This window comes from Pseudoalteromonas sp. 68 DY56-GL68, assembly GCF_041414825.1.
GTDB lineage: Bacteria > Pseudomonadota > Gammaproteobacteria > Enterobacterales > Alteromonadaceae > Pseudoalteromonas.
In genome coordinates, this window is record NZ_JAOCZL010000010.1 from 60019 (window position 1) to 73112 (window position 13094).

The following is a 13094-nucleotide window of genomic DNA, read 5'->3' on the forward strand; positions in this document are numbered from 1 at the left end:
AATGGCAATCAGCGACACTAAATTAAGAAAGCTGCTATATAAAAACCAAACACCGCAAGTATTATCGCATAGAGATAGTTTGAGTGTAAGGGTATCAGCTAAAGGTGTAATTACTTGGCAGTATCGTTGCCGAGTTGATGGAAAACAAGTAATTATATCGTTAGGTCGATATCCTGGGCTGAGCATTAAAGAAGCGCAAAAATACATACCTTTATTTCAGAACTGGCTAAGTAAAAAGAAAGATCCTCGTAGAGAGCCTAAGTTAATGTAAAGAGCCTACCGACATTAGCAAATATTCATCTGAATGGGTCAAATATTTTGACATGGTAAAACTTAAAGGGACTGCTAATCAGCAGGAACAATGCTAACACGCTTAAAATCAATTTTAGGTTGGGCTGAAAAGCGTGGCTTAGTAAAGCCTTTTAATCCGGTGTTAAATTTAAATGTAAATGATATAGGTGAACAGGCGAGTGTCGGTCAACGCGTTTTACAGATAGATGAAATAGCTAAACTTTGGTTTCATATTGAATCAACTAGAGCAACCCTTGCAACTAAGTCTTGTTTGCAGCTTATATTCATAACAGGGGGCCCGTCAGTCTGAGGTTCGCTTAGCTAAGTAGGAGCATTCTGATTTTGAAAATGATGTTTGGACGGTACTACCTGAAAATTCAAAAACAAATTAAAAAAGCTATAAGGCGCCCAACTTCTTACTTGATGAAAGAAATCCTGAACAGGCTTTCAACAGTTTACGGGAACTTTGAATACATGATACTAGGCAGTAACCCACATAAACCGATGACCACACATAGCATTAAACGCTATTGTTGTCGTGTTTGGGAGCACTTATTTGAAAAATACAACATGGCTAAATTTATACCACATGATGCGCGCAGATCATTATCCACATTACCCCATGAGCATGGTGTTGCGCCACATGTAACAGAAAAGATGCTCGGACATACTATGCGTGGTGTTATGGCCGTGTACAACAAATATGACTGGATGAAAGAGCAAAGGGAAAGTTACGAGCTTTATTGCAATTTAATTTTTAATAGAAATTGATTTCAGTATTACCTAAATAATAGCTTTAGTCACAGGAAACAGCTCGCTAGCTATTATGAGCTAAATAAAATGTTGTAAGGCCTACAGGCATGACTCGCTTATGTCCTATTATGAATTAACGCAAATACTCTAAAGCTTCATATTGAACAAAAAGTGGCCATTTAGATTGACTAAACACTTTCGTTAATTGATTGTTTTGGCTGCTCTTTGCGCATATAGTTATAAAATTAGCACTGAGCGCATTTTGATTCATTTAAGATTACCTAAAATTTTAGAAAAATTTGTGATGTAATAATTTAGGTTATTTGTTAAAACTATATAAGAGAGAAATATGCGCGATGAGTGTACTATTAAAATGTTAGGCGAAAATTAAAAACACAAATAAAGGAGACAGTGATGTCCAATACAAATAAATATAAGATTGGTGATATTGTGAAACTAAAATCAGGGGGCCCTGAAATGACAGTTCAGATATTGCCAGATCATAGAAGTTTATATTATAAGTGTCAGTGGTTTGCAGGTAAGAAGCTTGAATCAGGTGTTTTTCAAGAAGACTCACTAGAGGCTGTAGAGTAAGATAAAAATAATGGATGCTCAAAGAGTTGCAAAGTGGATGCTAGAAGAAATTGAAAAAAACCAGTGCATATATCAAGATGATGTAGTTGATTTCCTGGTTAAATCGGATTCTGAACATTTGCTTCGAGAAAATGCTGATGGAAACCTATCAATTGGTCGCCAAGTTCTTAATGCTTTCAAGAATCTAACTGAGTCAAATGTTGTTTGGGTAAAACCAGATAGATATTGGCGGTTTAGAGTTCCAGAAGATGAACTAGGTCGAGAAGCTAGTGGTTAATCGCCTAACAAGTTCGCTCACAAATACGCGCCTATACGCAGGCGTTTCCCATAGAAATTCTCAAGTGAAGCTTACTCAATACAGCCGACGACTTAAAACTTTTTTGTAATGAAACGAACTTGAGTGATCGTCCAGTTTCCGCTTAAAGAAAAATATAAGTGAAAGGCTAAAATTGACGCATATAATTGTGAGAAGGGCCGTTATCGCTGTTTATATTAGGTTTAACACTCAAACTCCAAAACACTTGTAGTTCTGTGTATTCTGATTGATTGTGTAACTACACCTTCACATTGTATTGGTCAAATCTAGTTAATTTGTATGGCTTATTGGCTGGGTTTGCCGACAACAAAAGGTTATTAGTTAAGTCGGCTATCTTACAAACAAACTGACCATTTAAGCATGCAACGATTACATCGTTTTGTTGCACATTTTTGGACCAATAAATAATTAACAAATCACCTCCACCATAAATTCCCAAGTCTTCTATACTACGGCCACTTTTGCGGCTTATAAAAGTTTAGTCCTTTGAAAAGCTCGTATCTAACGTCTGAGATAGTTCTTTAAATTTAGGGGAAGGGCATTAAACTTGTCTTTATCTACTTATAGAATCCAAACTTGGTACTCTATGGTGGAAACTACCTGCTAAGTCTAAAATGCCGCAAGGCCTCCATGTGTCGCTAGATGATGGGGGATCGTTAGATAAGAACCATTTTATCATTAGACCTCTATATGACATGCCGGTTACTCAATATTTAGAAAAGCTAAATCAGTTAGATTCGATGGTTACTCCTTGTTTTATCGGCGTACCAAATAAAGATGTAGGATAATTATGTTTTCACAATTAGAGCTTAGATTAATAAAAAGCACACTTAAAGATAGAGTTGAAAAAGAAACAGTGGAGTTTAAACAGCTTGATGAAGATAGTGATGAATATATGGAAAAGGCTAATGATTTAATAGTGCTTGATACATTAATTTCTAAAATTGAAAAATCGCAAAATTAAAGTGAATAAGTTTTAACTTGATCTGTCAGGTTTGATTGTTATAACACAGTCAAATCTGACAGTTGCACTTGTGCTATTTTAGGGCGTTCGGCTTTAACTCTTCTTTGCCCTAAAAAGAGTTAGCCTAATTGCTCAAACGGTCTTCTTTGAACAAATAGTGGACATTGAAAATTTTCTTTTGATACATTTTTTATATTTAAAATTTACAACTTTCCCCTATATTCAGGAAAATGAGCAATTTGCGCATTCTTGTCATAAGACCACTTTACCAATTTAAATTATTTTGTTAACTAGCAAAAGGTTAGCTAATTTGATAAAAACGTAGTAATCAGAAAAGTGAGCAGTTACGTGGCAGAAATATGCGCGATTTGCGCACTATTAAATTGTTAGCAATCTTCACAAATAATGGATCTATGAATGGGAAAGTACCATAACGACCAACCGATACAGGGTGGTCCCAATGACCCTGATTTACTAAATAGGCTCGACTTTGCCAACCACTTAGCAAATGTACTTCTATTGAATCATGATGATGATTGTTTAACTGTTTCTTTGGAAGGGGAATGGGGTTATGGAAAAACGTCAGTAATTAACCTAGTCAAAGGCGCTTTAAATGAAAAAGAATCTGTACCAATTATTATTGAATATAACCCTTGGTTGGCTGGCAAACCCGAATCGTTAATTCAGGATTTCTTACTTCAATTTTCATCACAGTTAAATATTCAAGATAGTTCTGATGCAGCTCTAAAAGCTGCCAAGGAATTAATAGCATATTCGAGCCTTTTTAGCGTCGCTAAGCTAGTTCCTGGTGCAGAGCCTTGGGCGTCAATTGTTGAAAAAGTATTTTCTGGGTTTGGAAATTCAGCTAAGAAGATTGCAGAGTTGAAAAAACTAGATTTGCTCGGAAAAAAGAAGAAGGTTGTATCTGCAATAGATAAAATAAAAACACCAATAGTTGTTGTTATAGATGATATTGATAGGTTGACCCCATCTGAAACATTTCAAGTCCTACGTCTCGTTAAGGCTGTAGCAGACTTTTCTGGAACATCTTTTCTATTGGCATTTGACTCAAACTATCTTATCTCTGTTTTAGATAAGAATGACATAGTAAATGCCTTCGAATACATCAACAAGGTAATACAGCTCAGGGTGCCTCTACCTGTAATTTCTGAACGAGGTATGAATGAGCTTGCTAATGTTGAGCTGGAAAATTTAAGCGATAGAAACCTAACTGATAGATTTGAAAGTGACCAAGAGAGGTTAAGCTGGGTATACTATAATTATTTCAAACACCTAATCAAAAATCCTAGGGAGCTGAAAAGATTCTTTAATCACTTGAGATTTGTTCTGGAGCAGGTTGAAGGTCAGGTTTGTTTTTCAGACCTTTTCTCGTTATCTATAATTGCTACTAAAGCCAATTCTTTATACGAGCATATTAAGAACTCGCCAGAAGCTTACATCGGTAAAAGATTTTCAAATGACGGTCTTATGATGGATAAGCCAGAAAAGGTGGTTGAGTCGTTTAAGGGTGAACGAGATTGTATCCTCAAAGTATTTAGCGAAAGAGATCGTAAATTACTTGAGGGACTTCTTGGTGATACCTTTCCGCTTCTGGATTCGGGTGGATATTCTTATTATGGAGTTTCCGATACAGATTCCGCTGGTCGAGTGTCAGCCCCTCAAAGGCTTCATGTTGCATTTCACTACAAAACACCAATAGGATATCTTTCAGATCAAGAGATTCTTGACTTTATCTCTGGAGAAATTGACAGAGCAGAGTTTCTTGAAAAAGTGATTACTGAAGACGCCGAAGATCGATTCTTTGAGATGATGACGAATTATGCGAGAGAATGCGGCGACAATAGTTCTGATATTCTGGCCAGCATTTATGATGCATTTCTTAATTCTGACAAACTAATATCCTCTCTAGAAAGTAATTATGGCTTTATGTCCAAGGATCTATATCGCCAAATGAATTGGCTGACAAATAAGGTTATATCTGAGAGTGGCAAAAAATATACATTGATCAAATATTTGGTAGGTAGGGAAAAAAGTGCCCCTTTAGCAGCCGATGTTCTGTATAAAATTAGAGATCAGGTGCACGGGAAGAACCATGATGAAAAATGGATCACCGAACAGCAGCTGGAACAACTTGAAGGTGATTATCAAGAGATGGCAATGAAAGCTCTTACTGATAGGGCATACATCAACAACCACCTTGAGTCACACATTTTCTACGAATTGAAAAGATCCTCAAAAGAAAAGACTTCTGTTTTCATATCAGAAATATTGAGCAATGATAATGGCGCAATTAGGGTGGCTGAAATAATTGGCAACTCGGGTAGTGATTCTACCAACGGGCCTTACGTTCAGATTAATGAAAAAAGCTTTAGCGATGTCATTGATTTAGAGGTACTTAGAGATCAAGTCAAGAAAGTAGATATTGGAAATCAACCAATTCATATTCAGGCAATACTAAAAAGTATTCTTGACGGAAAAAAATACTACCTCAGAGATGGGGAGCAAGGTGAACGATGGTAGCCACAATTGCTAACAAAGCGCTGCTGTCGGACAAATTTTCCGCTGCGCTCCAAATTTGCCGCAGAGCGCGGCGTTAAATGACAATGTACTATTTAGTATCGCTTAACTAGGATGAGCTATGACAAAATTTAAATGCATACAATTAATTTCATTGCTATTTTTCAGTTCTACTGTCTTTTCTAGCAATATCCATGTAGAGAAAGTATCTGATCAAGTTCATATTTTGAGTGGAAAGGAGTACGGAACTAATATTGGATTAATAACTACAGAGAATGGTTTGACCTTAATCGACCCCATGCCAGGGGATGGGCATTTACTAGAGTTAGATAACATAGTTAAGTCAATTTCCAATAAGTCCATAATTTATATCTTGAATACTCACACACATTCAGATCATACGGGTGGTAATGAGTTTTTCATAGAGCAAGGCGCAAAGCTTGTCGAGAGTATTACTACTTCAGATGATCTTGTTCATATTAAAGTGAAGTCACACTCATCGAATGACAATATTTATTACCACAAAATTAGCAATACTATTTTTGTTGGTGATGTTTTCGATACCAGTTGGCACCCAACATTTTATGCAGGTGGATTTCAAGGTTTTAATGATGCGATTGATGCAATTATGAAGCTAGGTGACGAAGAGTCTCTCATAGTGCCTGGCCATGGCGCACCAGCAAGAAAGTTGTCTTTACTAGAATTCAGAAAAAATACTTCAGAATGGATAATGAGAGTCCGAGAGCTACACCAAAAAGGGTGGGATGAAGACCGAATAATGAATGATGCTCAAGCTAAGAGTATTGTGGAAAAATTCAATTTAGGCGGTAGGTCACCATTCCTTCCCCAAGAAGCATTCAAAAGATTTGTAGAAAGAACAATTTCGGTGATAGAAAAAGAGAAAGGCATGTAATAAGGGGTTTAAGGCGGATTCGTAACAGTTGGTTCGATTCCGCTTTGCTTCATAAATTTAGCCAACTTTTACTCTCCGCTTAATGCGTTACCAATGTCTAGCCATTGCACAGATCCGTCAGTCGATTCTAACTCATTTTTGTCCAAAAACGTGTTTGAACGAACTTCCGCTGTTCGCCCACAACCGCCTGTCAGATGAAATTTAAACCTATTCATTAAAACTGTAAGATAATCAGATATGCGGACTTCCCCTGAACAACTAGACATCTAGGACTCTTGTTAATTTATTTTCATTAAGCAAAATCACAAGGAACTTGATTATGCATACCCCAATCTAATTTTATATCACTTTGCTTTTTTAGACTTGGCCGAAAAACAAAAGCTAAGTTTGGCTATACCCACACTACACTTACCTTAAATGTCAGAATTATGGCGCTGAGCTTTAAGCGCAAATAGATAAAAGGCTGACCTTCAGATAAAAGGATAGGTGGAGTGAGTGTTTTTTGTTCTCAATAAGCTTGTGAAATAACCTGTAGGTTGTTTTTTATGCTTATATAGGTAGCTGAGCGAATAGTTTTCATTCAAAACTATATGATGGCTCAAAATTTGCTTGTAAATGGCATCTTTATTTATACCTAAATATGAAGGAACAAAAAAATGACTTTATCTACTTTATTACTATCTACCTTATCTTCAACTGCTTTACCTGCACAGTCTTTTGATACAACTAAACTTCAAGGTACTGGTGGGATCGTAATAATTAAAAAGAAGAAAAAGCAAGAATACCAATTAAATGGTACAGGTGGTATTGTTATCATTAGAAAAAATAAGAAAGAAAATTAAAATAAATAAACCAGCAATTTGCTGGTTTTTTTATTCATTTCATTTTACCCTTTGAATTCGTTTAGAGGGTGAAAAATGCTTGAATCTATTCAAAATTTGTACAATAACTTGTTAGTTGCAACCGAGGATCATCGAGTTATTTCGCTCCAAGCTATTATAGCGACTATGTATGTTTTAGCACTGGCCTCTTCATTGTATCGAGCACTTAAAAATAGAGAACACTTTAGTGACTTTTTATCAATAGCATCTGTAGTTGTAAAATATGCACTAACTTCACTTTTGATGGAGTACGTTCTAATTTTTATAGCAGAAAATAAAAGTATAGGAAATACGCAACATATTTACCTCGTAGCATCTTTAATTAATGTGCTTAGTATTTATTTTTTGTATTACTTGCATACAAAATTCAGTTACAAGTTTGGAAACTTGTTCTTTTGTGTCATTAAGCTAACAACCCTTCTATCATTTGCTCATCTTATTTTATGGTTTAAATTGGTTGTTTTAAATATTCAAGAAGAGCACGCTTACATACACTACATTTACAGCTTTATCGTCTTATACGTGAGTATCGCACTTGCAATTGTGATGCTTTTTCCTCGTTTGCTTAAAACTAAGCTAAAGGTTTTAGTCAGTCCGAGTTGGCCCTGATAGATAAATATGTATAAATGATAACTTTGTTATATATCAGCTTTCTAGTTTCATTTATAATGCTTTTTACTGATATGTTGAAAGCTAACTTTGGGTGTATAGTAACATTCAGTTTACCGAGGGACCGTAATGCTTGAACTTATATACATAGCCATTGTCGTTTTAGCCATCATGCTGGTTGCCAGTATTTGGTTAATTTCGCGTAAGGGCATTTTTGAAGATCAGATAAGAACAAAGTCTGTTGAAGCTGTTTGGTGTACCATTCAAGCTGAAAATGAAACAGATTTAAACCGTGCTATTAAACTTTTTAATAAAGCTGAGCAGCTTAAAGGCGAAATTGCGGGGCTGATTGGTGAGTCGCCAGACTTAGAGCAATTGTCATTGGCTGATAGCTGCTGCAATTTGGCAGATAAAGAGCTGAAAGACATGTCGTTAGGCGAGTTACAACGATATTATGATCAGCAAAATAACATCGCTAATATCTATAACGAGTTATACAAAGGTAGAAATTAAAAGCCAGATTATTTGATCTGGCTTTGTATTTTGATTTCGTTTTCTATTTGCTTAACTTGAATTTTTGCTAATTGGTTAAGCGCTTCTTGTGTTTGATTATCACCTTTTATCAACCCCGCTGTTGATAACTTTTTAATGCTTTTAATAATGCCATTATTAACCGCTTGTAATAAATTACCATCCAGCGTCATCGTATTTTGGTTATGACCATTTAATACAAAATCAAAACTTGTGTCTGTCATTTTACATGCGGTATCAATGACTTCGTAGGGTGGAGTTGCACTGTCAATACAGTGCTCGCAAAACCCAGATTTTAATGATAAGTAGTTTTCCAATTCAGTATTATTTTTCACTTCACATAGCTTACATAAACGTTGAAAAATCTCGCTTATGCGCTGCTGCTCAGTGTTGAGTTTATAATTGAACATGGCAGCTCCTTGCTTATTTTTGCCTATCTTAAACGACTTTTAACTAAATCGCATTGATAAAGCGATGATTGAACTTACTTTTTTACGAAATAAACAATGCTATTTGATGATATAACCCTATTCCTACTAGTACATTAAACGGAAACGTAACCCCTAAAGAACTGAGCATTGCTAAGCCGATATCAGCATTTGGGATCGCTGCTTTTATTGCTGCTGGCGCTGCTATGTAAGAAGCACTCGCAACTAGGCTACCTAATATAACAATGGATCCTAGCTCTAACTGCAAAGCGGTGCCGACAAAAACACCTATTGCACCTAGTAGGTTAGGGGTTATGATAGCGAATAGCGCTAACCGCCATTGATGCCAAGGGATTGGGCGTAAAGTTTGCGCTGCCATTAACCCCATTTCAAGTAAGAATAGCGCCAGTACTACTTTGAAGCTGTTAGTTAATAAGCTTGTAACTTGGCTTCCTTCTTGGGTGCCGTACATCATACCAATGATCACGCCGCCAACGAGCAATATCACGCTTTTGTTGGTGAGAGTTTCATGCCATAGGGCTTTAAGTGATAAGTTTTGCCCAGAGCCATTACCTAAGCGGCGATAAAGTAATAAACCAACGATGATGGCGGGTAACTCAAGCATCACTAAATAGAGTGTTACTTCTGCACCTACATTTAACGAATTAGACTCGGCATAGGCCAATGCAACAGCGAATGTTCCGGCACTTACTGAGCCGTAATGCGCAGCAATACTTGCGCTATTTGCGATTGATAAATTAAGTGCATATTTTAAAACAGGGAAAAGTAGTAACGGAATACAAGCGCCAAGCAGTAGTACAGAGCCCATTTCAGGTAGCAATTGCCAATGTAAATTGCCATGTAATACCATTCCACCTTTTAGGCCTATAGTAAGCATGAGTAATAAACTCAATGTTTCGTAGGTTGCTTGGGGAATTTTTAAATCCGACCTTAGTAAGCCAGCGGTGACACCTAAAACAAAAAACATTACAACAATATCAGGCACTTTGTTCTCCTCTTAGTTAAAGCGCCGCTATTCTAGATAAAAATTAATATAGAAAATAATTAAATAGTTGATATCATCATATAGGTAATTATCTATAGGTGATGTATGGATCTAAGGCATATCTCTTTTCGTTTATTAGAAGTGTTTATGTGTGTTGTTAAAACACGCTCTATTAGTGAAACGGCTAGGCAACTATACTTAACGCAACCTACGGTATCGCAGCAAATAAAACGCTTGCAAGAAACTGTCAATGAGCCATTAATTGTTGTTAACCAACAGCGTATACATGTGACAGAAGCGGGCTTTGCACTTTTTCAGACATGCCAGCAAGTGTTTGGGCACTTTGATGATTACCGAGACTACTTAGCCGAGCTCAGAGGGGGGGAGCGTGGTCAATGCAAGATTGCTATTGTGAATACTGCGCAATATATCCTACCTAAGCTATTGGGCCCTTATAGTAATTTACATCCGCACGTTGAATTACCACTCGAAATTGGTAATCGTGCTGAGGTGTTAGCTCGTTTTGAAAGAGGGGAAGATGATATTTATGTTTTCAGTCATCCACCTTCGTTGGAACACGCAAAAGCTGCTCGTTTTTTACAAAATCCATTGGTTTTTATTGCGCCAAAAAACCATCACCTTGCTTTGCAAAAAAATGTAAATCTAAAAGCGTTAGTAACGGAGCGTTTTTTATTACGAGAACCTGGCTCTGCTACGCGTATGTTATTTGAAAGTGAACTACAAAGTAGGGGCTTTGTATTAAGTAATACTGTGCAGATGGCAAGTAATGAAGCTATTCGTGTATCGGTTGGCTCGGGGATGGGCTTGGGGGTTGTTTCTCGGCATGTTTTACCTGCACATGATACTTCGTTTAGCATCCTCAATGTGGCCGATGTTCAGATTGCAAGTCATTGGTATTTTGTTGTTAGAACTGACCGGCATTTATCGCACGCTGCAAGGAGCTTTTTAAAGTTTGCTGAGTTAAATCTAGAGCAATGCTTAGATAAAGCTTGGATAACAAATGAATTAAGTACGCTTAACGACAGCCTTGGTTATTAATAAAGCTAAAAGGCCATCATGACTACTTGGTTGCGGCCATTACTTTTGGCTTTATAAAGCCCTTTGTCTGCTTGGGCGAGTAATTCGTTAATGTTATTGCTGCCAGATTTATGTGTAATTATGCCAACACTAATCGATAGCTTTATTTCGTGCTGCTGATGTATAAACGTTTCACTATTAATCGCTACCCGTATACGCTCAGACAATGTTTGGCCTTTTTGTAAACTGGTGTTGGTGAGCAGTACGGCAAATTCTTCGCCTCCAATTCGTGCGATAAGATCGCCTTCCCTAAGTTGCGATTTAATTTTACTGGCGACCCACTTTAATGCTTCATCACCAGTATCATGACCATATTGGTCGTTCACTTTTTTAAAAAAGTCGATATCGATCATCAGTGCACAGAGTTCGGTTAAGTTATTGTTGGCTTGTTCTAAATAGTTATTGCTAATAGTTAAAAACGCGCGTCTGTTTAGTAAGCCTGTTAGTGGGTCTCTATTGGCCAAGTCACTTAAAATTTGCTCAGACTCTAAAAACATTAATAAGGGCCAAATCATCGCCGTTAGTGTGGTTATCACAATGTGACTCAGTAAGATGATGGCGAGTATTTGTGAGAAATCGAAAGTAAATATATTAAGCCCATCTATGACTAATAGCCCTAGCTGTAAGAGCATAATGCAAGCATGCAAAACAAAACATAGCTGTAACAGGACCAAGTGAATAATATGCTCGACATTGAGTTTTCTTAGTGCATAAGCCGCATAACTAAAACATGCAGCAATCACTGCTGTTGTTATAAGTTGATTAACTGAGTTGCTATACAAAGGTAATAATACGATTGCACTAGCGCCCAATAAATAAGCGCACAACTTTAACTTTTGTTTTTCGGATTGTGTATACGCATGTATACCCAAAATAGCTGCTAACGGAGCTGAAATTATGAGTAAGTCTGCTATGTAATGGGTTATAAATGGCAGGTCTATAAAGAGCCTTAAAGAGGCTGTAATTTGCGCTAACACAAAAATTAGACATGAGCTCCCCCAGTACAAATAGCTAGACTGCTTTCTTAAAAAATACAAAGACAGTAAAAAAGCACCAATTATCAGGTTCAATAAAATTGAGATACTAATAATGGTGGGTAGGTGCACCATATATAATCCTAAACTCACACATCTGTGTTCACATATTAATTATTATGTATTAATAGCGTTATGGCAATACGCATTTAGTTCTTACAATTTTAGACTTTCCAGTGCTGGTTTAAGGGTTGGATAATGAAAACGGTAATTATGTGCGAGCACTTTTTTGGGCAGTACGAATTGCCCATGTAGTAGTAGGTCTGACATTTCACCCATCATCAGCTTTAATACCCAACCAGGCATTCTAAGCATCGCTGGTCGCGACAGTACACTGCCTAAGGTTTGGCTAAACACATTATTACTCACAGGGTTGGGAGCGGTTGCGTTAATAGGGCCATGAATGTCTTCGTGTGTGAGTATAAATAAAATAAGTTGGATCATGTCATCAATGTGTATCCACGACATACCTTGCTGCCCATGACCGATTGGCCCACCTAAGCCAAACTTGAATGCGGGTAGCATTTTTGACAAGGCACCGCCTTGTTTAGCAAGCACGATGCCGGTTCTTAACAGGCATACCCGTGTTTTTTCTGATTCTGCTTTTGTAGCTGCATGCTCCCAATCACGGCAAAGCACATGACTAAACTCAGGGTAAATATCATTAAATTCTTCATCAATATGATTATCATTTTGACGGCCGTAAAAACCAATTGCACTACCAGATATAAAAGTATGAGGAGGTGACTCACAGCGATTAATAGCTTTGCTAATTTGCTGTGTTAGATTGACTCGACTCTCAAAAAGTGTGCGCTTTTGTGATTCACTCCAGCGTTTATTTACAATAGGCTCACCCGCTAAATTTATCACCGCATCAATGTCTTCAAAGTCGACTTCATCGAGTGTCTGTACAGCATGTACCTGATGTGTAAGCAGCACATTTGCCTGAATAGGATTACGACTAAGTACAGTTACTTTATGATGATTAAGTAAAAAAGGGCACAAGTGTTTACCAATCAATCCCGTTCCACCGGTTAACAAAATATGCATAGCGATACCCTTTTTATAAATATGTGTGTATGTTTTTTATACATAGCACGTCTGTTTTTTGCAAATTTATACGTAAAAAGACATATTT

At 37.0% G+C, this 13094-nt stretch carries 17 protein-coding genes; 12 read left to right on the top strand and 5 right to left on the bottom strand.

The window, feature by feature from the left end:
• Position 1 precedes the first annotated feature (1 nt).
• The 5 genes from NYF15_RS06895 (at position 2) to NYF15_RS06915 (ending at position 1915) form a co-directional block, all read left to right on the top strand.
• Positions 2-271: an Arm DNA-binding domain-containing protein gene (locus tag NYF15_RS06895; RefSeq protein WP_371353154.1), complete on the top strand. Its 270-nt coding sequence runs from the start codon at positions 2-4 to the stop codon at positions 269-271.
• 90 nt (positions 272-361) lie between these two features.
• Entirely contained in the window at positions 362-601 is a 240-nt protein-coding gene (locus tag NYF15_RS06900; protein ID WP_245219948.1) for a hypothetical protein, read from the top strand.
• Positions 602-639: 38 nt separating this feature from the next.
• A complete protein-coding gene (locus NYF15_RS06905) occupies positions 640-1062 on the top strand; it encodes a tyrosine-type recombinase/integrase (protein WP_371353183.1) in 423 nt (140 codons plus the stop codon).
• A 396-nt stretch (positions 1063-1458) separates the two neighbouring features.
• Positions 1459-1638: a YodC family protein gene (locus NYF15_RS06910; RefSeq protein WP_371353155.1), complete on the top strand. Its 180-nt coding sequence runs from the start codon at positions 1459-1461 to the stop codon at positions 1636-1638.
• A 10-nt stretch (positions 1639-1648) separates the two neighbouring features.
• The gene (locus NYF15_RS06915; protein ID WP_371353156.1) at positions 1649-1915 is read left to right on the top strand and encodes a hypothetical protein; all 267 of its coding nucleotides are present in this window, start codon (positions 1649-1651) and stop codon (positions 1913-1915) included.
• A 277-nt stretch (positions 1916-2192) separates the two neighbouring features.
• On the opposite strand, the gene NYF15_RS06920 is transcribed toward NYF15_RS06915, so the two are convergent.
• Complete coding sequence (locus NYF15_RS06920; RefSeq protein ID WP_371353157.1) at positions 2193-2393, bottom strand: S24 family peptidase; 201 nt, start codon at positions 2391-2393, stop codon at positions 2193-2195.
• A gap of 351 nt (positions 2394-2744) precedes the next feature.
• On the opposite strand from NYF15_RS06920, the gene NYF15_RS06925 reads away from it, so the two are divergent.
• The 6 genes from NYF15_RS06925 (at position 2745) to NYF15_RS06950 (ending at position 8372) form a co-directional block, all read left to right on the top strand.
• Positions 2745-2918 (top strand): hypothetical protein, encoded by a 174-nt coding sequence (locus NYF15_RS06925; RefSeq protein WP_371353158.1) that lies wholly within the window; start codon positions 2745-2747, stop codon positions 2916-2918.
• Between the two features lie 417 nt (positions 2919-3335).
• Positions 3336-5459 carry a P-loop NTPase fold protein gene (locus tag NYF15_RS06930; protein ID WP_371353159.1) on the top strand — a complete coding sequence of 708 codons (2124 nt, stop codon included), beginning with the start codon at positions 3336-3338 and terminating at the stop codon, positions 5457-5459.
• A gap of 118 nt (positions 5460-5577) precedes the next feature.
• On the top strand, positions 5578-6369 hold the full coding sequence (locus NYF15_RS06935) for an MBL fold metallo-hydrolase (RefSeq protein ID WP_371353160.1): 792 nt from the start codon (positions 5578-5580) through the stop codon (positions 6367-6369).
• A gap of 656 nt (positions 6370-7025) precedes the next feature.
• The gene (locus tag NYF15_RS06940; protein ID WP_371353161.1) at positions 7026-7211 is read left to right on the top strand and encodes a hypothetical protein; all 186 of its coding nucleotides are present in this window, start codon (positions 7026-7028) and stop codon (positions 7209-7211) included.
• 75 nt (positions 7212-7286) lie between these two features.
• Positions 7287-7859, top strand: coding sequence for a hypothetical protein (locus tag NYF15_RS06945; protein ID WP_371353162.1), 573 nt, complete (start codon positions 7287-7289; stop codon positions 7857-7859).
• Between the two features lie 129 nt (positions 7860-7988).
• The gene (locus NYF15_RS06950; RefSeq protein WP_371353163.1) at positions 7989-8372 is read left to right on the top strand and encodes a hypothetical protein; all 384 of its coding nucleotides are present in this window, start codon (positions 7989-7991) and stop codon (positions 8370-8372) included.
• A gap of 8 nt (positions 8373-8380) precedes the next feature.
• Here the strand turns inward: NYF15_RS06950 and NYF15_RS06955 are convergent, their stop codons facing one another.
• Entirely contained in the window at positions 8381-8800 is a 420-nt protein-coding gene (locus NYF15_RS06955) for a hypothetical protein (protein ID WP_371353164.1), read from the bottom strand.
• A gap of 82 nt (positions 8801-8882) precedes the next feature.
• Positions 8883-9824 (bottom strand): sodium-dependent bicarbonate transport family permease, encoded by a 942-nt coding sequence (locus NYF15_RS06960; RefSeq protein WP_371353165.1) that lies wholly within the window; start codon positions 9822-9824, stop codon positions 8883-8885.
• 105 nt (positions 9825-9929) lie between these two features.
• Here NYF15_RS06960 and NYF15_RS06965 point away from each other — a divergent pair, with 105 nt between their 5' ends.
• On the top strand, positions 9930-10883 hold the full coding sequence (locus NYF15_RS06965; protein ID WP_371353166.1) for a LysR family transcriptional regulator: 954 nt from the start codon (positions 9930-9932) through the stop codon (positions 10881-10883).
• A 5-nt stretch (positions 10884-10888) separates the two neighbouring features.
• Here NYF15_RS06965 and NYF15_RS06970 read toward each other — a convergent pair whose 3' ends face one another.
• Together NYF15_RS06970 and NYF15_RS06975 are read right to left on the bottom strand one after the other, a co-directional pair.
• The gene (locus tag NYF15_RS06970; protein ID WP_371353167.1) at positions 10889-11554 is read right to left on the bottom strand and encodes a GGDEF domain-containing protein; all 666 of its coding nucleotides are present in this window, start codon (positions 11552-11554) and stop codon (positions 10889-10891) included.
• A 558-nt stretch (positions 11555-12112) separates the two neighbouring features.
• Complete coding sequence (locus NYF15_RS06975) at positions 12113-13006, bottom strand: TIGR01777 family oxidoreductase (protein WP_371353168.1); 894 nt, start codon at positions 13004-13006, stop codon at positions 12113-12115.
• Positions 13007-13094: the final 88 nt, after the last annotated feature.